Raw genomic sequence first — 18,202 nt, forward strand, 5'->3', positions numbered from 1 at the left:
CGATTGAATTTATTCGGCTGCCGGACGAAAAACAGCCTCGAATTTCGTGCCCGGCACGCTAAACTGCCCAGCCTGGCCGTTTGCAGCCAGACCGGTTGCGGGCTTGCGGGCCCCGAAACCCACGAATTTCTTGAAAGAGTAGTAATCATGACCAAAGTCAAGCTGACCACCAACCACGGCGACATCGTTCTGCAACTGAATGCCGAAAAGGCACCGCTGACCGTTGCGAACTTCGTCGAATACGTCAACGCTGGCCACTACACCAACACCATTTTCCACCGCGTCATCGGCAACTTCATGATCCAGGGCGGCGGTTTCGAGCCGGGTATGAAGGAAAAGAAAGACAAGCGCCCAAGCATCCAGAACGAAGCCGACAACGGCCTGCCGAACAAGAAGTACAGCATCGCCATGGCCCGCACCATGGAGCCGCATTCGGCCTCCGCGCAGTTCTTCATCAACGTGGCCGACAACAGCTTCCTGAACCACAGCGCCAAGACCGTCCAGGGCTGGGGCTACGCCGTGTTCGGTGAAGTGATCGAGGGCACCGATGTGGTCGACAGCATCAAAGGCGTCTCCACCACCTCCAAGGCCGGCCACCAGGACGTCCCGGCGGAAGACGTGATCATCGAGAAAGCCGAGATCGTTGAGTGATCCTACTGATTTCAGATTTGCATCTGGAAGAGGAGCGCCCGGACATCACCCGGGCGTTTCTGGATCTGCTCGCCACCCGCGCCCGTTCGGCGCAAGCGCTGTACATCCTGGGGGACTTTTTCGAAGCCTGGATCGGCGACGATGCCATGACCCCGTTCCAACGCTCCATCTGCCAGGCCCTGCGCGCCTTGAGCGACAGCGGCACGGCTATATTCCTGATGCACGGCAATCGCGACTTCATGTTGGGCCAGGCCTTCTGTAAAGCGGCCGGCTGCACCCTGATCAAGGACCCGAGCGTCGTGCAATTCAATGGCGAGCCGGTGCTGCTGATGCACGGCGACAGCCTCTGCACCCGCGATGAAGGCTACATGAAGCTTCGGCGCTGGCTGCGCAACCCGGTCACGCTGTTCATCCTGCGCCACCTGCCATTGGGCAGCCGCCAGAAGCTGGCGCGCAAACTGCGCAGCGAAAGCCGTGCGCAAACGCGGATGAAAGCCAACGACATCGTCGACGTCACCCCCGAGGAAGTGCCGCGGGTCATGCAACAGTACGGGGTAAAAACCCTGATCCACGGCCACACCCACCGCCCCGCCATCCACAAGCTGCAACTGGGCGATCACGCCGCCCGACGCATCGTACTGGGGGATTGGGACAAGCAGGGATGGGCGTTGCAGGTGGATGAGCAAGGGTTTGCGCTGGCGCCGTTTGGGTTTGGCAATTCGCAATTAGCATTGCCAAGCACTTAAAGCATACGCCGCCCCTGTGGGAGCGGGCTTGCTCGCGAAGGCGGCCTGACAGTCACTTCGATATCGACTGACACATTGCTTTCGCGAGCAAGCCCGCTCCCACAGGGGATTGCATTTCAATGCTTGATCAGTGGCCGCTCGCCGCCGGCCCCGCCTTCGCAGCGAACGGCGGTTTGGCCAGCCACACCAACAGAATCAAGCCCATGAATGCCCATCCCAGCAGCGTGAAGTAATCCACGGTGGAGAGCATGTACGCCTGGCTGGTCAGGATATGGTCGAGCTGCGCATAGGCCGGCGCACTTGGACCGCCGAGTTGGTTGAGCGCTTCACGGGTGGCCGGGTCGAATGTGCTGATGTTTTCGCTCAGGTACGCATGGTGCTGGTCGGCCCGGCGGATCCAGATCCAGGTGGTCAGGGACGCGGCGAAGCTGCCGCCCAGGGTCCGCAGGAACGTTGCCAGCCCGGCGCCGTCAGCGATCTGCTGCGGCGGAAGGTCCGACATCAGGATGCTCAAGGTCGGCATGAAGAACAGCGCCACACCAATACCCATGAACAGCTGCACCAGGGCAATGTGCTGGAAATCCACTTCATTGGTGAACCCGGCGCGCATGAAGCAGCTCAGGCCGATGGCGAGGAACGCCAGCCCGGCCAGCAGGCGCAGGTCGAACTTGTGGGCGTATTTGCCGACGAAGGGCGACATCAGCACCGGCAGGATACCGATGGGTGCCACGGCCAGCCCGGCCCAGGTGGCGGTGTAGCCCATCTGGGTCTGCAACCACTGCGGCAGGATCAGGTTGATGCCGAAGAACCCGGCGTAACCGCCCACCAGCACGATGGTGCCGATGCGAAAGTTGCGGTAGGCGAACAATCGCAGATTCACCACCGGATGCCGGTCGGTCATTTCCCAGATCACGAACACCGCCAGGGCGATGACGGAAATCAGCGCGCCAATGATGATGAAGTTGGATTCGAACCAGTCCAGGTCATTACCCTTGTCGAGGATCACCTGGAGCGCGCCGACGCCGATGATCAGCGTGATCAGACCGACGTAATCCATCGGCTGGTGGCTGGTCACTACCGGTCGTGCCTTGAGTTGCTGGCGCACCACCATCACCGCGAACACGCCAATGGGTACGTTGATGAAGAAGATCCACGGCCAGCTATAGCTGTCGGTGATCCAGCCGCCGAGGATCGGCCCGGCAATCGGCGCCACCACCGTGACCATCGCCAGCAACGCCAGGGCCATGCCTCGCCTCGCGGGTGGATACACGGCGATCAATAACGTCTGGGTCATCGGGTACAACGGTCCGGCCACCAGCCCCTGGAGCACGCGAAAACCGATCAGTTCCGGCATCGAGGTAGAGATGCCGCAGAGAAACGAAGCGAGCACGAACAGCATCGTCGCCCACAAGAACAGCTTCACCTCACCAAACCGACGGCTCAACCAGCCGGTCAGCGGGAGCGCGATGGCGTTGCTCACCGCGAATGAAGTAATGACCCAGGTGCCCTGCTCCGAACTGACCCCCAGGTTGCCGGAGATGGTCGGCAAGGCGACGTTGGCGATGGTGGTGTCGAGTACCTGCATGAACGTCGCCAGGGACAGCCCGATGGTGCTGAGCAACAGGCTGGGCGGCGTGAAGGACGCGTTATTGCTCATTGCGAAATCCTATGAAGCGAAGGAGGCAGAATCGTCCAGGTCAGGACACAAAACCTGTGGGAGCGAGCCTGCTCGCGATGGCGGTGTGTCAGGCGCCATCGATGCCGGCTTATCGCGAGCAGGCTCGCTCCCACAGGTTCACGCTGCAGCGGGCTAACGCTGTGCAGTCTTGCTGGTGGCGGCGCTGTTCTCATGGATCAGCCGGGTGATCATCGCGTCGGCATCAGCCAGTTGCCGGTCGTAGACCTGGGTGCTGAACGTAGCTTTCTGCGGTGGCTGCTGGGCCAGGACCGGGCCGCTCTGGTCCCGCAGGTTGACATTGACCTCGGTGGACAGCCCGACTCGCAGCGGATGCCTGACCAATTCCTCGGCGTTGACATGAATACGCACGGGCACCCGTTGGACGATCTTGATCCAGTTACCGGTGGCGTTCTGCGCCGGCAGCAAGGCAAACGCGCTGCCCGTGCCCGCGCCGAGGCTATCGACGGTGCCGCTGTATTTCACATCGCTGCCATAGAGGTCGGTCTCGATCTCCACCGGCTGGCCGATGCGCATGTCACGCAGTTGGGTTTCCTTGAAGTTGGCGTCGATCCACAGCTGATCCAGCGGGATCACCGCCATCAGCGCCGTGCCCGGTTGTACTCGCTGGCCCAACTGGACGGTGCGCTTGGCGACGTAACCGGTGACCGGCGCAATCAAAGTGCTGCGAGCATTGGCCAGGTAAGCCTGGCGCAGTTGCGCGGCCGCGGCCTGCACGTCGGGATGGGACGACACCACCGTATCGTCCACCAGGGCGCTGGTGGTCTTGAGCTGTTGGCGGGCGTTGGCGAGTGCGTTCTGTGCCGAGGTCAGGTCATCCCGGGCGTGGGACAGTTCTTCCTGGGAAATCGCCCCACCGGCGGCCAGGTTCCGGCGCCGGTTGTAGTTTTCCTGGGCTTTCTGCACCTCGGCCTCCTGGGCATTGACCTGCGCCCGCATACCGTCGACGTTGCTGTATAAGCCACGTACCTGGCGCACGGTACGCGCCAGATTGGCCTGGGCACTTTGCAAGCCGACTTCGGCATCGTTCGGGTCGAATTGCACCAGCACTTGGCCTTCGCGCACCAGATCGCCGTCATCAGCACCGATGCTCACCACCGTGCCGGTGACCTGCGGAGTGATTTCCACCACGTTGCCGTTCACATAGGCATCGTCGGTGCTCTCGTTCCACCGGCCATACAACTCGTGCCAGCCCCAGACGCCCAGGCCGCCGAGAATGACGATCACCGTCAGCGCCAGCAGCATCACCTTGCGCTTGCGCGGGTTGTTGTTCTGTGAATGTTCGGACGCTTGAGTATTTTCTGCAGTGGCCATGACAAATACCTCGAATCAGTTATTCAGCGTGGTGGAGGCCGGCGTGGCTGAAGCCAGGGTCTGGGCCTCGAAACCACCGCCCAGTGCCTGCATCAGCTGGATCGACAAGTCGATCTGCTCGGCATTCAGGTTCGCCAGTTGACGCTGGGCCTGGAGCAATTGCTGCTCGATGCTCAGCACGTCCAGGTAATTCCCGATGCCGGAGCCGTAGCGCTGGACCACGGTGTCGTAGGAGCTTTGCGCAATGTCGGTGGCATGTTGCTGGGCACCGATCTGCCGTGCGATGTCACGCAATTGATTGATGGTGTCGCTGACATCCCCAAGGGCCTTGACCAGGCTCTTGTTGTATTGCGCCACCGCCAGGTCGTAGTCAGCGTCGCGGGCGTCCAGGTCTGCCCGCAACCGCCCACCGTCGAAGATCGGCAGAGAAACCGTCGGCGCCACGTTGAAGAAGCGACTGGCCGAACCGAACATCGCGTCCCCCAGCAACGACTGCACCCCGGCCGCCGCGCTCAGGTTGAGGTTGGGGTAGAAGTTGGTCTTGCCGGCCTCGATGTCCTTGCTGGCCGCCTCCACTCGCCAACGTGCCGCCACCAGGTCCGGACGACGACCCAGCAGCTCCGCCGGCAGGTTCGACGGCAAGGCCACCGCGCTGGCTTTCAGCACATTGGGTCGGGCGATTTCATTGCCACGGTCCGGGCCCTTGCCCAGCAGTACCGCCAGGGCGATCCTGGCGCTTTGCAGGCGTTTCTCCGCATCGATAAGGGTGGCGTCGGCACTGGCTTCCAGGCTTTCGGTCTGCTGGAACTGATACTCGCTGTCGATCCCGGCGCTGAGACGGCGCTTGCTCAAGTCGAGCATTTGTCGGGTGCGCTTGAGGTCTTCCGAGGCCAGGTCATAAATGATGTGGGCCTGGCCGAGGTCGCTATAGGCCCGAGCCACATCGGCGGCCAGGGTCAGCTGCGCGGCCTGACGGTCGATTTCGGCCGCGCGGGCCTGGCCCAGGGCCGCTTCCCAGGCAGCACGCTGACCACCCCAGAGGTCGAAGTTGTAATTGAAATCGACGCTCAGCGAACGCAAGGTGCTGTAGGCACCGCCCTGCCCCGCCGGGTCCTGATCACGGGCCAGCCGCGAGCGACTGACGCTGCCGCTGGCATCCAGAGTGGGCATACGCGCCGCGTTGGCGGCGTAGGCGGCGGCGCTGGCCTGATGAACACGGGCACTGGCGATCTGCATGTCCGGGCTGTCGCGCAAGGCCTCACGGATCAGACCGTCGAGTTGCGGATCCCCCAGGCTTTTCCACCAATCGCTTTTCGGCCACGCGGCGGGCGATAAGGTCACGCCGTTCAACGACTGCCCGACCTTGAGGCTCTGGGCATCGAGGCTGACGCCTTCGGTCTTGAGGCCGCTGTAGCTGGCACAACCGGCGAGACTCATCGCCAGCAGCACCAGGCTCAGTCGGGTACGCAAGGTTTTACGCTTCATTTGTCCCCCAATCGCAGCACGGTGATGGGGTCACCGGCAGCGAGCAGAATTTTCTTGAGGATGTGTTCGAGGGTTTCCAGCTCCTCGCGGCTGATGGCGCCGGCCAACTGGTTCATGGCGTCGGCGCCGATATACGGCAGGCGATCGGCGAGGGCCTGGCCGGCTTCGGTGAGCACCAGTTGCACTTGCCTGCGGTCCTGCGCCGAACGTTGGCGGACCAGAAAGCCTTTCTGTTCCAGACGATCGAGCATGCGGGTCATCGAACCGCTGTCCAGGGACAGGTAGCGACACAGCTCGGCCGGCGTGTCGATACCGTGCTGGGCCATGATGATCAACACCTTGAACTGCGCGGCGGTAATGCCGACGGGCTCCATGTGGGTGTCGATGATCCGGTCCTTGAGCAGCGCGGCACGGCCGAGCAGCATGCCGAGATGGCAGTTGTGGAAATCGTCTGGGGTGAAATGCTTCATCTGGACACCGATTGCTGCCTAGGCAGGGAATGTATGTCGAGATATTACTGCTTAGGCAGCGAATGTCAAACAAATAGTTAGTCAACTACACATAAGCGGACGAACGCGGATAAAAATGTGGGAGCGGGCTTGCTCGCGAAGGCGTTGGATCAGTCAACTTATCTGTTGAATGACACACAGCATTCGCGAGCAAGCCCGCTCCCACAATGATTGGGGGAAGGGTTAGAAATCGCGCTTGTAGAAGATATCCAGCGAACTGGCGACGCCGCTGGCGGCTTCGAGGTAGACCTTCTTGCTGAGTTTGTAGCGCAAGGCAATGGTATTGGCCGGTTCGAACACACCGACGCCGTAGCGCAGGCTGAGTTTTTCCGACAGATTGCCGCTGGCGACCACACTGGTCTCGTTGCCACTGCCCTGGGTGTCGAGCTGGAAGTCCTCGATGCCCAGGTTACTGGCAAGGCTGGTGGTCACCCCCGAGCTGCCCATCAAGCCCAGGCCCAGCGCCGCCTGGGCGAGCATGTTGTTGTCCTCGCCGGTGGTGCTCAGCGGACGGCCCAGCACAAGATACGACAGGGCCTGTTCCTGGCTCATGGCCGGCTCGGAGAAGATTTGCGTGGTCGGCTGTTCGGCACTGCCACTCAAGCGAATACCGGCGATGACGTCGTCGGTCTGGCGGATCGCCTCGATGTCCAGGTAAGGCTGGTCGATGGGGCCGGCGAACAACAGCCGCGCCCGGCGCACCGTCAGCCGTTGCCCGTAGGCCCGGTAACGGCCGTCGTTGAGCCAGAGTTCGCCCCGGGTGTCCATGTTGTCGCCGATGTGCACCTGGCCCTGCACATTGGCCGTCAGCCCGAACCCGGAGAACGCGAGTTTTTCCTGGCCCACGACCACGTCGATGTCCATCGTCATGGCAATCGGCGCTTTGCCCTCTTCGGTCTGGTGGCCGACGATCACCGTGTCATCCGACACCTTGACGGTGGACGGCGGCAATTCACGAATGGTGATTTCGCCCTTGGGCACCAGCACCTTGCCCGCTACGGAAAACCGCTCCCCTTGCAGAGTAATGTCGAGGTCCGGTGCCATCTCCAGCTGCGCATAGGGTTCGACGGTGACCGGCAATTGCGAGCCCTTGAGGGCCAGGTTCATGCTCAAGGCCTCTCCCCAGCCGATATCACCGCTGAGGCTGCCCCGGCCGTTCTTGCCACTTTTCCAATGGCCGTCCAGGCGCACCGTGTTACCGGCAATCATGGCCCGGACCTGCAAGGCCTCAAGGCTGACCGGCAGTTCCGTACCGGACACTTCACCCTCGCTGAGCACCAGGTTGCCGTTCACCTGGGGCGCCAGCAAACCGCCCGACAGCGTGCCGCTGCCGTTCAGGTGCCCGGTGAGCGTTTCGACCATTGGCACGAACGGTCGGGCCACCGACAGGTCCAGGCCGGTCAGGCGGAACGAGCCGCTGAGGGGCTTGTTGGCGGGCAACGGGTTGATCTGCGCCTGGAGCGCCAACTCGCCGAGTCGGGCACCGGCGAAATTCAGCTCGGTGTCGATACGCTTGGGGGTCAGGCGACTGTTCAGGCTCAAAGTCTGGTAGGGAAAATCGAGCCACTGTCCGTTGTCGCGGTCCTTGTCACGGATTCGCAGCGTGCCGCCACCGGCGTCGACTTGAATACGGCCGTTCGGGCCACTGGCAGGCAAGTCCAACTGCAGGTCCGCGTTGAGCTGGCCCTGCCAGGCAAAGTCCTTGGGCATCCATTGGGCCAGACTTTCGATGGGGAATTGCTTGAGGTGATAGCGCAACTTCGGTTCCGGCATCAGGCGCTGGTCTTCGCCACACAGGCTGGCCTGCCCGGACCGCCAGCAATGGGCGCCGAAGTTGAGGGTGCCGTCGGCCAGGCGCTCCAGCTTCGCCGGGGCTTGCAGGCGCCAGGCCTGGCCGCCGGCCTGAATGTCGCCGCTGAGCAGACGCCCACGCCAGTTGCCCTGGTCGAGCGCGCCGCTGAACGCCAGGGTCGTGTCGAGCTGCGGCCCTTGCAGGTCCAGATCGAGTTTCTGTTGCTTAATGTCGCCCTGGCCGCTGATCGTCAGCGCGCCCAGGGATGTCTCGCCAGCCCGGATGCCGCTGGCCTTGAGGTCGATCTTGCCCCGTTGCGCACTGTCCAGGGTCGCGTCCAGGCTCAGGCTTTGCAGGCGGTTGTCCTGAAAGGCCAGTTGCGTGCCTTGCAAACCAAGCTTGCCTTGAGGCGCCTTGAGGGTCCCCGCCATATCGACACGCCCCACGACCTCGCCGCGCAGGTGGGGCCAGAGCTGGGCCAGGCGCGATAGTTTGATGTCGATCTTGCCAACAAGTGTCTGTTGCAGGCTGCCACTGCCGTTGATGCGGTTGTCACCCAGGCGGATATCCAGCGCACTGAGGTTCCACTGCTCGCCCCCGCCGCTGGCCTTGGCTTGGAATATCGCCGCTTGGCCGCGCAATTTGCCCTTGAGGTCCAGGTCTGCATCGAGGCTGAGATTGCCGTTGTTCATCGCGCCTTTGCTGCGCAACGGCCCGGCCAGGGTGCCGGGCAACTCGCCAAGCCAGTACGCCGGGTCGATAGCCGACAGTTCCAACGCCGTGTCCCATGCGATGCCCTCGGCAAACTGCAAGTCCAGGTGCCCTTCGGCCTTGCCCTGTCCGGCGGCGAGTTTGAGTTCGGGTAGATGGATTTGCGTCAGGTCGCCACTGAAGGGACTGCCCAGACTGAAGGCACCGGCGGGCCCATCCAGCGCCGCCTGGAAATTGCCCAGGTACTGGCCATCCGTGTAGGAGACTTCGCCATTGAAACTGCGCAGCGTCACCTGTGGTTCGTCGATCAGCGGATAGAGTCGATGCCAGGGGAAGTCCAGCCAGGCGACTTTCGCGTCGGCGCTCAGGCCTTCACGCCAGTCCAGTTGACCGGTGAGTGTCAGGCTTTGCTGTTCGCCGGCCTCCAGGTCCAGGGCGGCGATCTTCGCTCCGCGGGCATCGACGGTGCCTTGCAGTCGCAGCGCCACCGGGCCTTTCTCGGCGGGTAGCGTTGCATTGCCGAGCAGTTGATAACCGTTTTTCAGATCACCTTCGCCGGTCAGTTCCAGCTGGTTGAGCAACAGGGTGTCCGGCAGATCAGCGCTGGCCCGGAAGCCATCGGCAGTGATGCGCACCTTGGCCGGCAGGTTGTCGGCCAGAGGTTGCAACTCGCCGACCAACCGACCTTGCAGGTAACCGCTGCTGTCGGCGCTGAGGTTGAGGGTCTTGAGCAAATCGCCGTCGATGTTCAGGTCCAATGCCCAGGGCGTGGCGCCCGGCGCGGGCAGCGTCAGTCGGCCTTGGGCCTTCAACGGCCAGTCGCCGCCCGGCTTGAGCAGGCCGGACAGCTTCAGGCTCAGTTCGTCACGCTGCAATTGCACCGAATCGATCTGCAAGCCCTGGGCGGTCCAGTGGGCGGCCAGTTGCAGCCCCTTGAGCTGCTCACTGCCGTTGAACAGCAGACGACCGACCTGGACGTCGCCCAGCTCAATGGCAAACGGCACGTCCAGGTCCGGCAACGTCACCGGGCCATCGCTCGGCGCATCGGTGGAGGGTGGCAATTGCAGGCTGACCGTGTCGGCCTTGAGCTGTTCGATGCACAGGGTCATGCGCAGCAGGCAGGCGGGCGACCAACCGAAGATCACCCCATCGGCCTCCAACCGGCTGCTGTCCTGCTGCCACAGCAGATGATCGGCGCTCCACTGCCCCCCCAGGCGACCCTGGAAATTCTCTACGGTCAGCCCTGGCACCAGGCCCAGGGCCCAACGACTGCCGAACGCGGTACCCAGCACCGCACTCAACGCCAGCACGATCACCACCAGCAACCCGGCGAGCGTCAGCAGCGTTCTCTTCAAACCACGACTCACAGCTCGGGCCCCATGGAAAAGTGCAATCGAATGCCGCCCTCGTCGTCCATGGCATGGGCCAGGTCGAGGCGGATCGGGCCTACTGGCGACACCCAACGCACGCCGACGCCGACGCCCGTCTTGAGGCTGGGCAATTCAAGGTTGTTAAAGGCGTTGCCCTGGTCGACGAAGGTCGCCACCCGCCATTTCTCGGCAATGGAATACTGATACTCCAGACTGCCCGCCACCATGTAACGCCCACCGATGCGATCACCCTCGGAGTTTTCCGGCGACAGGCTCTGGTAGTCGTAGCCGCGCACACTCTGGTCGCCACCGGCAAAAAAGCGCAGGGACGGCGGAATGGATTTGTAGCCGTTGGTGGCGCTGCCGCCGACTTGGGCCCGGGCCAGGAAACGGTGCTTGTCGAATACGGTGGTCAGGCCTTTGACCATGGCAGTGCCATATAAAAGGTTGTTGTCCGAGCCCAGCCCTTCCTTCGCGACTCTGGTCTCGAACTGCAAGCGATAACCGTTGTGCGGATCGATGCGGTTGTCGCTGCGCAGGAAGGAATAACTGACCCCGGGCATCAGCAGCGTACTGAGGCCTTCATCGTCGCCGAGGCGATACTCCTCGCGCTGCCATTTGAGCGACACCACCCGCTGCCAGCCGCTGGGCAACTTGCTGTGCCATTCCGGGCCAACGGTCAGCAGTTTACTGAGGGTGTCGGTGCCCGCCAGTTCTTCGTATTGATAGCCGCCGGCATAACGCAACTTGTCGGTCAGCGGCGGATCCAGCGGCACGTCATACCACAATCCGACGTTCTGCCGGGGCGCGGAGACTTCGGCTTCCCAACCGTAGCTGTGCCCCTGTGGGTTGACCCAGTGGCGCGTCCAGTTGGCCTTGGCCCGCGGGCCGACGTCCGTGGAAAACCCCAGGCCCAAGCCCATGGTGCGCGGCTTGCGGGTGTCGAGCTTGACCGCCACCGGGATCACGTTGTCGATGGCTGCGGTGGGCGCGGCATCCACCCGAACGCCTTCGAAATAGCCACTCGATTGCAGGGCCTGGTTCAATTCGGCAATCAGTTCGGAATCGTAGGCGGTGCCGGCCTTGAACGGCACCATGCGCCGCAACAGGTCTTCGTCGAACGGCGTGTCGCCTTCAAAACTCACCGGACCCAGGCTGTAACGCGGGCCGCTGTCGTAGACCAACTCGATGTCGGCGACACCGGCCTGTGGGTCCACCGACAGTTTCTGACGGGTGAAACGTCCGCTGAAGAAACCATAGCGCGAAGCCTGGTTCTGGATCAGCCGCTTGGCATCCTCGTAGTGACCATGGTTGAGCACCGCACCCGGCTTGAGGGCATCGTCGGCCGGTACGCGAAAACGCTTGAGGGAGGCCGCCGGGCCATCGACGCGCACGGTGACATTGCGCAGATGCACGGGTTCGCCGGGGTCGATGGTCAGGATCAGGCGCGGGTCCTTGCCACCCTTGACCTCGCTGTCGATCTGCGGCTGGTAATAACCCAGCGCCTGGGCGGCCTTGCGGGCCTGCTCCTCGGCGCCACGGCTGAAGCGCAGCAACGCCTCTTCGTCACGATCGCCCAGCCCACCGATATAACCTTCCACGTTGGCCTTGAGTGCGTCATTGGATGGTTTGACCCGTACATCCAATTCGCTTTGTGCCAGGGCCACGCAGCTGAGAGACAGCATGAGCGCGCCGCTGGTCATTCTTCCTGGGAGTTTCATGGCGCGGATGCTATCACGAGCGTAGGTGCTTGATAGAGCCGGACATTTCCCAAAAGTTCGTCGGGCTACGCCGTTGCGCTTTGCAGCACCTGCGGGTTGGGGTGGAAAAACACATGCTCGCGGATGGGCCCTACCGCCACCTCGCCAATTTCCTGGTAGCCCTGGCGCTTGTAGAACTCGAGGTAACGTGGGTTGCCCGTATCCAGCACCACGCCCTGGGAATGTTCATCCACCGCGCACCAGTTATGCACGGCGGTCAGCAACTGTTCGCCAAAATGCTGGCCCTGGAACTGCGGGTGAATACCCAACAGCGGCAAAACATGCACCGAATCCGACGGCAGGCAGGCCGTCACCGCTGCGTGGTATTCCAGATACCGCCGGGTGCAACGAAACCCGGTACTCAGGACCATGCGCAGGCGCCAGGCCCAGCTTTCGGTGATTCCCAACCGTCGCTGAGGCGGAGCGACCAGAGCGATACCGATCAACCGGTCGTTGACCAACAGCCCGATGGCGGGCAACTCCTGGAGAAAATGCTGTTTGACCAATTCCCGCACTGTCGCCCGCACCCGTTGTTCATAACCGGGACGCTCGGACTCGAACAGGTAGCTGAACGTCGGTTCATGACGATATGCCTGGTACAACAATGAACGGGCTTCGCGGGAATAACCGCTGTCGAGCATATGGATATCGGCGATGGCGGTTTCAGGCATGGCGGAAAATCTCCTGGGCGGGCTTGGGAGGCCCTGCTCTTATTGAGTACGAACCCAATAGGGTTACGATCGTTCCTACATGCACAGGACATTAGCAGCGCATTTGTCCTACTGCCACGCTGGCCCGCGCCCTACATGTCAGCTAGCATCGCTGTTTTGCCAGGAAAGCCGACCATGAAGATCGTCTCCTTCAACATCAACGGGCTGCGCGCCCGCCCCCATCAGCTGGCGGCGCTGATCGAGAAGCATCAGCCGGACGTGATCGGCCTGCAGGAAACCAAGGTCCACGACGAACAGTTCCCGGTGGACGAAGTGCAAGCCTTGGGTTACCACGTGCATTACCACGGACAAAAAGGTCACTACGGTGTCGCCCTGCTCTCCCGCCAGGCGCCGTTGAGCTTGTACAAAGGCTTCGAAGGTGACGACGAAGACGCTCAGCGACGTTTTATCTGGGGCACTTTCGCCGATACCAACGGCGTGCCGGTGACCATCATGAACGGCTATTTCCCACAAGGTGAAAGCCGCGATCACCCGACCAAATTCCCGGCCAAGGAACGTTTCTACAGCGATTTGCAGCAACTGCTGGAAAGCCGCTTCAGCAACGACCAGCCTGTGGTGGTCATGGGCGACGTGAACATTTCCCCGGAAGACTGTGACATCGGCATCGGCCCGGACAACATGAAGCGCTGGCTGAAAACCGGCAAATGCAGCTTCCTGCCGGAAGAACGCGAATGGATGGCCCGCCTGAAGAACTGGGGCCTGGTGGACAGCTTCCGTCACCTGAACCCGCACGTCACCGACCGTTTCAGCTGGTTCGACTACCGCAGCCGCGGCTTCGAGGACGAACCCAAGCGCGGCCTGCGCATCGACCTGATCCTTACCTCCCATGGCCTGTTGCCACGGGTCAAGGATGCGGGGGTGGACTATGACCTGCGGGGTATGGAAAAACCATCGGACCATGCGCCAATCTGGCTGGAACTGGCCTGATCGGTACATACAGTTCTCTGTGGGAGCGAGCCTGCTCGCGATAGCGGTGTGTCAGTCAGCCCTTGGTTAAATGACCCACCGCCATCGCGAGCAGGCTCGCTCCCACAGTTTCCCGAGTTGTTCGCCGATGCGGCATGCACCCTCAATCCTTTGCGGGAGCAGTGTCAGGTAGCACCCCTGTCATCTATCAGTCATCTGACTGACTTAATCTCCACGCACTTTCCTGGGTTCCAAAGGTGCCGCATGCGGCTGAGCGTTGGTTTATTCATAGGCCTCTGGCTGCCCCTCGCCGCCTGGGCCGGCACGCTGCCCCTGCCCGAACAGGGCCCGGCCCTGCGCCTGCAAGGCTCCAATACCATCGGTGCGGCGCTCGGCCCTGCCCTGGTCAAAGGGCTGCTGGAAGAACAGGGCTTGCTCAAGGTCAGCACTGAAATCACCGGGCGTGACAACGAGCAACGTGTCATCGGTCAGACCAGCGATGGACGGCGCGTGGAAATCGACATCGCGGCCCACGGCTCCAGCACCGGGTTTACCGCCCTCAAGCAGGCCGGCGCCGACCTGGCCGCCTCATCCCGACCGATCAAAGACAACGAGCTGAAGGAATTATCGTCCCTCGGTGATCTGAAAAGTCCCGCCGCCGAGCAGGTCATCGCCATCGATGGCCTAGCGATTATTCTTCATCCCCAGAACCCGTTGCGTCAGCTCGACACCGTGCAGCTCGCACGAATATTCAGCGGCGAGGCGAAAACCTGGGAAGCGCTGGGGGGCGTTGGCGGTCCGATTCATCTGTACGCCCGGGATGAACAATCCGGCACCTACGATACCTTCAAGGAATTGGTACTCAGCCGACAGGGCAAACGGCTGGATCCTGCAGCCCGGCGCTTCGAATCCAGCGAACAGTTGTCCGACGCCGTCAGCCAGGACCCGCAAGGCATCGGCTTCATTGGTTTGCCCTACGTTCGCCAGGCCAAGCCTGTGGCGATTGTCGATGGCGACTCCCAGCCCATGTTGCCGTTGAACAGCCTGATTGCCACCGAGGACTACCCCTTGTCGCGCCGGTTGTTCTTTTATCTTCCGCCCCGACCGGACAACCCTTGGGCCGAAGCGTTGGTGGCGTTTGCCCAAAGCGACAAGGGCCAAACCATCGTCGCCGCCAGCGGGTTCATCTCGCAAACGGTCCAGGCCATGGCCGTCACGCCCAATGCGCTGATGCCGGAGGGTTATCAGTCCCTGAGTCGCCATGCCCAGCGCCTGAGCGTGAATTTCCGCTTCGAAGAAGGCAGTGCAAACCTGGACAGCAAGGCCCATCAGGACCTGGGCCGTGTGCTCGCCTACATCAAGCAACACGGCAAGACCGACCGCCGCGTGACACTGGTAGGTTTCGGCGACGCCAAGGACGACCCGGCGCGGGCGGATCTGCTGTCCAAATTGCGGGCCATGGCGGTGCGGCGCGAGCTGGTCAAATACGGAGTCACGCTGCGGGAAGTACGCGGCTTCGGCGCCCTGATGCCCGTGGCGGCCAACAGTGAGGATGAAGGACGGATCAAGAATCGGCGGGTGGAGGTTTGGGTGTACTGAAATCCATTGGACGACACTCCCCTGTGGCGAGGGGATTTATCCCCGCTGGGCTGCGTAGCAGCCCCACCTGGCGTTCGGCCTGGAAGGCTCCAGGCGACATGTGTCGCCGGGCATCCAGCAACTGATCGAACTGGGCGGTTTGCTGGCGAACCGGGCACTGGATAACGTCGAAGTACGCTAGCCGACGCGCCACATACCCCTTGTGGGAGCGGGCTTGCTCGCGAAAGTTTTGTATCAATCAACCCTTGTTTAATTGACCCACCGCAATCGCGAGCAGGCTCGCTCCCACAGTTTGAACTGAGTTGTTCGCCGATCGAGCGTACACCCTCAATCCCTTGTGGGAGCGAGCCTGCTCGCGATTGCGGTGGGTCAGCCGACTCTTTGGCTGACAGTCCGCCTTCGCGAGCAAGCCCGCTCCCACAGGGTATAGGGCCGATCATGCCATCGGGCGCAACCTAACGCCCTGCCAACTCCATGATCATCCGCGACAGCAGATAGATCCTGGGCACGACGCTCTCCACCTCGGCATATTCCTCTGGCGTGTGGATATTGCCGCCGACGATGCCGAAGCCATCCAGCGTCGGCGTGCCGACGCCGGCGGACAGGCTGGCGTCCGCCGCGCCGCCGCTGCCTTCTTCGGTCAGTTTGCGGCCAAGCTCGCCATAGATACCCTGGGCCATTGCCATCAAGCGATCCGACTCGGCCGTTTGCGGCATCGGCGGCAGGCCGCGCTTGAGGCTGGTAGTGACTTCGGTGTCGGCGATCAGTTTGTCCTGGGAGACGCGGGCCAGGTCTTTCTCGATACGGTCGAATTCTTCCGGCACCGCTGCCCGAACGTCGGCTTTGGCGCTGGCCTTGTCGGGAATGACATTGGTCCGATCACCCGCGTTGAGCACCGTGAAATTGATGGTGGTCTTCTTTTCCGTATCGCCCAGCTTGCCCAATTGCAAAATCTGGTGCGCCGCTTCCATCGCTGCATTTCGCCCCAGTTCCGGCGCCACGCCGGCGTGGGAGGCCTTGCCCTTGACCTCCACCAGCGCCGTTGCACTGCCCTTGCGCCATACCACCAGTCCATCTGCCGGGCGCCCCGGTTCAAGGTTCAGCGTCACGTCGTGGGCCTTGGCGGTTTTCTTGATCAGGTCGGTGGCGGCGTCCGAGCCGGTCTCTTCGCTGGCATCAAGCAGGAAAGTGATCTGCGCGTAGTTCTTGAAGTCGAGATTCTTCAGCACGTTCAGCGCATAAATCCCGGCGACGATGCCGCCCTTGTCATCCATCACCCCCGGCCCATAGGCGCGCCCGTCCTTGATGTGAAAAGGCCGCTCGGCGGCGGAGCCTTCCTTGAACACCGTGTCCATGTGAGCCATCAGCAGAATCTTCGCCTTGCCTGTGCCCTTGAGGGTTGCCAGAACATGCTGGGTGCCATCCGAATTCGGCACCTTTTCGACGCTGAAGCCGAGCTTCTTCAGCTCATCGATGGCGATGTCACCGACCTGAGTCAACCCCGGTACATAGCCGGAACCGGAATCGATGTTCACCAGCCGTTCGAGCAATTTCAGGGCCTCGCCCTTGTACTGTTCAGCTTGAGTCAATACCGGTTGATGAGGCTGCGCGAAGGCAACGGGGGCGAAGGCGCCGAGGGCCAGGCTCAAGCCGAGACTGACGGCCAGACGGGAGCGAAGCGAGGTAATCGTCATGATTTCATCCTTGTTCCGTATCGAAAGCGTGCCCAGGCACCCTACCCGACTCTGCGCCGAGGCTCCAGACCGAAGGCTCCCAAGGTGCCGATAGTATTTATTCCTGCCTGACTGCGTAGATTGGCTATACATGACAAAGCAAACATCACCATGAAGGAGCTCCATGGGCAGTTATCGCGTGTTGATCATCGGCACTTGGTGCCGGGGTTCAGCTTCACTTATCACTTTCTGACCCGTCGGCTCAGGCTGGCCGATCACATTCTGTCGTGACTCATGGAGAGAAGACATGCTGTTGTTGTGGGTGATCCTTGCCGTATTTATCGTCTGGAGCTGGCTGACCTATCCCGGCATCGGTCAAGTGCTGTTCGACTTGAGCATGGCCCTGGAAACGCGTTTCTCCCGGTTGCGCAAGATCACGGTGCCCATCAGCGAGATGACGGTATCGACGCTGCAGGGCGGGCCCTACGAAGCGTCCAGCAGCATATTGATGCTGCATGGCTACAGTGCCGACAAGGGCCTCTGGCTGCGCATGGCCCGCCCCTTTGTCAATGATTACCGGGTGGTGATCCCGGACCTGGCCGGCCATGGCGAAACCGGTTTCAAGGCCGGTGGCGGCTACGACATCCCGACCCAGGCCCGACGGGTGATCGAGTTGCTCGACGCCTGCGGCCTGGACAAGGTCCATGTGATCGGCAATTCCATGGGCGGCTATCTTGCCGCATGGTTGGCGGCCACTTCGCCCGAACGCGTCTTGACCCTGGCACTGCTCAATCCGGCCGGCGTCACCTCACCCCAGCCCAGCGATATGGATCGCCTGGTGGCCGCGGACAGGAATCCTTCCCTTATGCATTCACGCAGTGATTTCGCACCGTTCTATGCGTTGACCATGGCCTCGCCGCCCTGGGTGCCGGGGGTGGTATTGGCGGCGGTGGCGCAACAGTATGTACAGCGCCGCGATGAACTGGCGGAGATCTACAAAGACTTCACCAGCAGCCCGCCGATGGAGCCACGCCTGGTCGATATCCGTGCGCCATCCTTACTGCTCTGGGGCCGTCAGGACCGAATGATCGACGTCAGCAGCGTGCCGGTGTGGAGTAAGGGCATCGCGGATCTGCGGGTGGAAATCTGGGAGGGGGTCGGGCATCTGCCGCCGCTTGAAAAACCAGGAAAAACCGCGGCGCTGTATCGGGAGTTCCTGAAGGGATTGGGACAGTGACCATCCTGCACGGAGTACTCCC

At 62.1% G+C, this 18,202-nt stretch carries 13 protein-coding genes and 1 pseudogene; 6 read left to right on the top strand and 8 right to left on the bottom strand.

The features are described from left to right. The first annotated feature begins 147 nt into the window (after window positions 1-147). Together LCU97_RS00135 and lpxH are read left to right on the top strand one after the other, a co-directional pair. The gene (locus tag LCU97_RS00135; RefSeq protein WP_232775260.1) at window positions 148-651 is read left to right on the top strand and encodes a peptidylprolyl isomerase; all 504 of its coding nucleotides are present in this window, start codon (window positions 148-150) and stop codon (window positions 649-651) included. Beyond that, entirely contained in the window at window positions 648-1,397 is a 750-nt protein-coding gene (gene lpxH, locus LCU97_RS00140) for a UDP-2,3-diacylglucosamine diphosphatase (RefSeq protein ID WP_232775261.1), read from the top strand. Before LCU97_RS00135 ends, lpxH begins: the two co-directional genes overlap by 4 nt. Before the next feature lie 127 nt (window positions 1,398-1,524). On the opposite strand, the gene LCU97_RS00145 is transcribed toward lpxH, so the two are convergent. The 7 genes from LCU97_RS00145 to LCU97_RS00175 form a co-directional block, all read right to left on the bottom strand. Then, a complete protein-coding gene (locus LCU97_RS00145) occupies window positions 1,525-3,054 on the bottom strand; it encodes a DHA2 family efflux MFS transporter permease subunit (RefSeq protein ID WP_053158321.1) in 1,530 nt (509 codons plus the stop codon). A 153-nt stretch (window positions 3,055-3,207) separates the two neighbouring features. Then, on the bottom strand, window positions 3,208-4,407 hold the full coding sequence (locus LCU97_RS00150; RefSeq protein WP_053158324.1) for an efflux RND transporter periplasmic adaptor subunit: 1,200 nt from the start codon (window positions 4,405-4,407) through the stop codon (window positions 3,208-3,210). 15 nt (window positions 4,408-4,422) lie between these two features. Then, window positions 4,423-5,892, bottom strand: coding sequence for an efflux transporter outer membrane subunit (locus LCU97_RS00155; protein ID WP_232775262.1), 1,470 nt, complete (start codon window positions 5,890-5,892; stop codon window positions 4,423-4,425). After that, window positions 5,889-6,362, bottom strand: coding sequence for a MarR family winged helix-turn-helix transcriptional regulator (locus LCU97_RS00160; RefSeq protein WP_053158330.1), 474 nt, complete (start codon window positions 6,360-6,362; stop codon window positions 5,889-5,891). Before LCU97_RS00160 ends, LCU97_RS00155 begins: the two co-directional genes overlap by 4 nt. A gap of 222 nt (window positions 6,363-6,584) precedes the next feature. Beyond that, entirely contained in the window at window positions 6,585-10,271 is a 3,687-nt protein-coding gene (locus tag LCU97_RS00165) for a translocation/assembly module TamB domain-containing protein (RefSeq protein WP_232775263.1), read from the bottom strand. Further along, on the bottom strand, window positions 10,268-11,995 hold the full coding sequence (locus LCU97_RS00170; RefSeq protein WP_232775264.1) for an autotransporter assembly complex protein TamA: 1,728 nt from the start codon (window positions 11,993-11,995) through the stop codon (window positions 10,268-10,270). Before LCU97_RS00170 ends, LCU97_RS00165 begins: the two co-directional genes overlap by 4 nt. Window positions 11,996-12,060: 65 nt before the next feature. Further along, window positions 12,061-12,705, bottom strand: a complete 645-nt coding sequence (locus LCU97_RS00175) for a GNAT family N-acetyltransferase (protein ID WP_053158344.1) — start codon at window positions 12,703-12,705, stop codon at window positions 12,061-12,063. Between the two features lie 174 nt (window positions 12,706-12,879). Between LCU97_RS00175 and xthA the strand changes: the two genes are divergently transcribed. The 3 genes and pseudogenes from xthA to LCU97_RS26710 all read left to right on the top strand — a co-directional run. Next, window positions 12,880-13,692: an exodeoxyribonuclease III gene (xthA, locus tag LCU97_RS00180; RefSeq protein WP_053158347.1), complete on the top strand. Its 813-nt coding sequence runs from the start codon at window positions 12,880-12,882 to the stop codon at window positions 13,690-13,692. A gap of 243 nt (window positions 13,693-13,935) precedes the next feature. Beyond that, on the top strand, window positions 13,936-15,270 hold the full coding sequence (locus LCU97_RS00185; RefSeq protein WP_232775265.1) for a substrate-binding domain-containing protein: 1,335 nt from the start codon (window positions 13,936-13,938) through the stop codon (window positions 15,268-15,270). 67 nt (window positions 15,271-15,337) lie between these two features. Continuing rightward, a pseudogene (locus LCU97_RS26710) lies at window positions 15,338-15,451 on the top strand (DUF6124 family protein); the annotation flags it as partial. Window positions 15,452-15,725: 274 nt separating this feature from the next. Here the strand turns inward: LCU97_RS26710 and LCU97_RS00190 are convergent. Then, window positions 15,726-16,964, bottom strand: a complete 1,239-nt coding sequence (locus LCU97_RS00190) for a M20/M25/M40 family metallo-hydrolase (protein ID WP_232775266.1) — start codon at window positions 16,962-16,964, stop codon at window positions 15,726-15,728. Between the two features lie 286 nt (window positions 16,965-17,250). Between LCU97_RS00190 and LCU97_RS00195 the strand changes: the two genes are divergently transcribed. Next, a complete protein-coding gene (locus tag LCU97_RS00195) occupies window positions 17,251-18,180 on the top strand; it encodes an alpha/beta fold hydrolase (RefSeq protein ID WP_232775267.1) in 930 nt (309 codons plus the stop codon). Window positions 18,181-18,202: the final 22 nt, after the last annotated feature.

Origin of the sequence: Pseudomonas uvaldensis (assembly GCF_021271205.1) — a bacterium.
Taxonomy (GTDB): Bacteria; Pseudomonadota; Gammaproteobacteria; order Pseudomonadales; family Pseudomonadaceae; genus Aquipseudomonas; species Aquipseudomonas uvaldensis.

Coding starts and splice junctions, on each gene's coding strand:
- LCU97_RS00185 (WP_232775265.1), top strand. CDS start 13,936: ATGCGGCTGAGCGTTGGTTTATTCATAGGCCTCTGGCTGCCCCTCGCC.
- LCU97_RS00195 (WP_232775267.1), top strand. CDS start 17,251: ATGCTGTTGTTGTGGGTGATCCTTGCCGTATTTATCGTCTGGAGCTGG.
- LCU97_RS00145 (WP_053158321.1), bottom strand. CDS start 3,054: ATGAGCAATAACGCGTCCTTCACGCCGCCCAGCCTGTTGCTCAGCACC.
- LCU97_RS00135 (WP_232775260.1), top strand. CDS start 148: ATGACCAAAGTCAAGCTGACCACCAACCACGGCGACATCGTTCTGCAA.
- LCU97_RS00155 (WP_232775262.1), bottom strand. CDS start 5,892: ATGAAGCGTAAAACCTTGCGTACCCGACTGAGCCTGGTGCTGCTGGCG.
- LCU97_RS00190 (WP_232775266.1), bottom strand. CDS start 16,964: ATGACGATTACCTCGCTTCGCTCCCGTCTGGCCGTCAGTCTCGGCTTG.
- xthA (WP_053158347.1), top strand. CDS start 12,880: ATGAAGATCGTCTCCTTCAACATCAACGGGCTGCGCGCCCGCCCCCAT.
- LCU97_RS00175 (WP_053158344.1), bottom strand. CDS start 12,705: ATGCCTGAAACCGCCATCGCCGATATCCATATGCTCGACAGCGGTTAT.
- LCU97_RS00160 (WP_053158330.1), bottom strand. CDS start 6,362: ATGAAGCATTTCACCCCAGACGATTTCCACAACTGCCATCTCGGCATG.
- LCU97_RS00150 (WP_053158324.1), bottom strand. CDS start 4,407: ATGGCCACTGCAGAAAATACTCAAGCGTCCGAACATTCACAGAACAAC.
- LCU97_RS00170 (WP_232775264.1), bottom strand. CDS start 11,995: ATGAAACTCCCAGGAAGAATGACCAGCGGCGCGCTCATGCTGTCTCTC.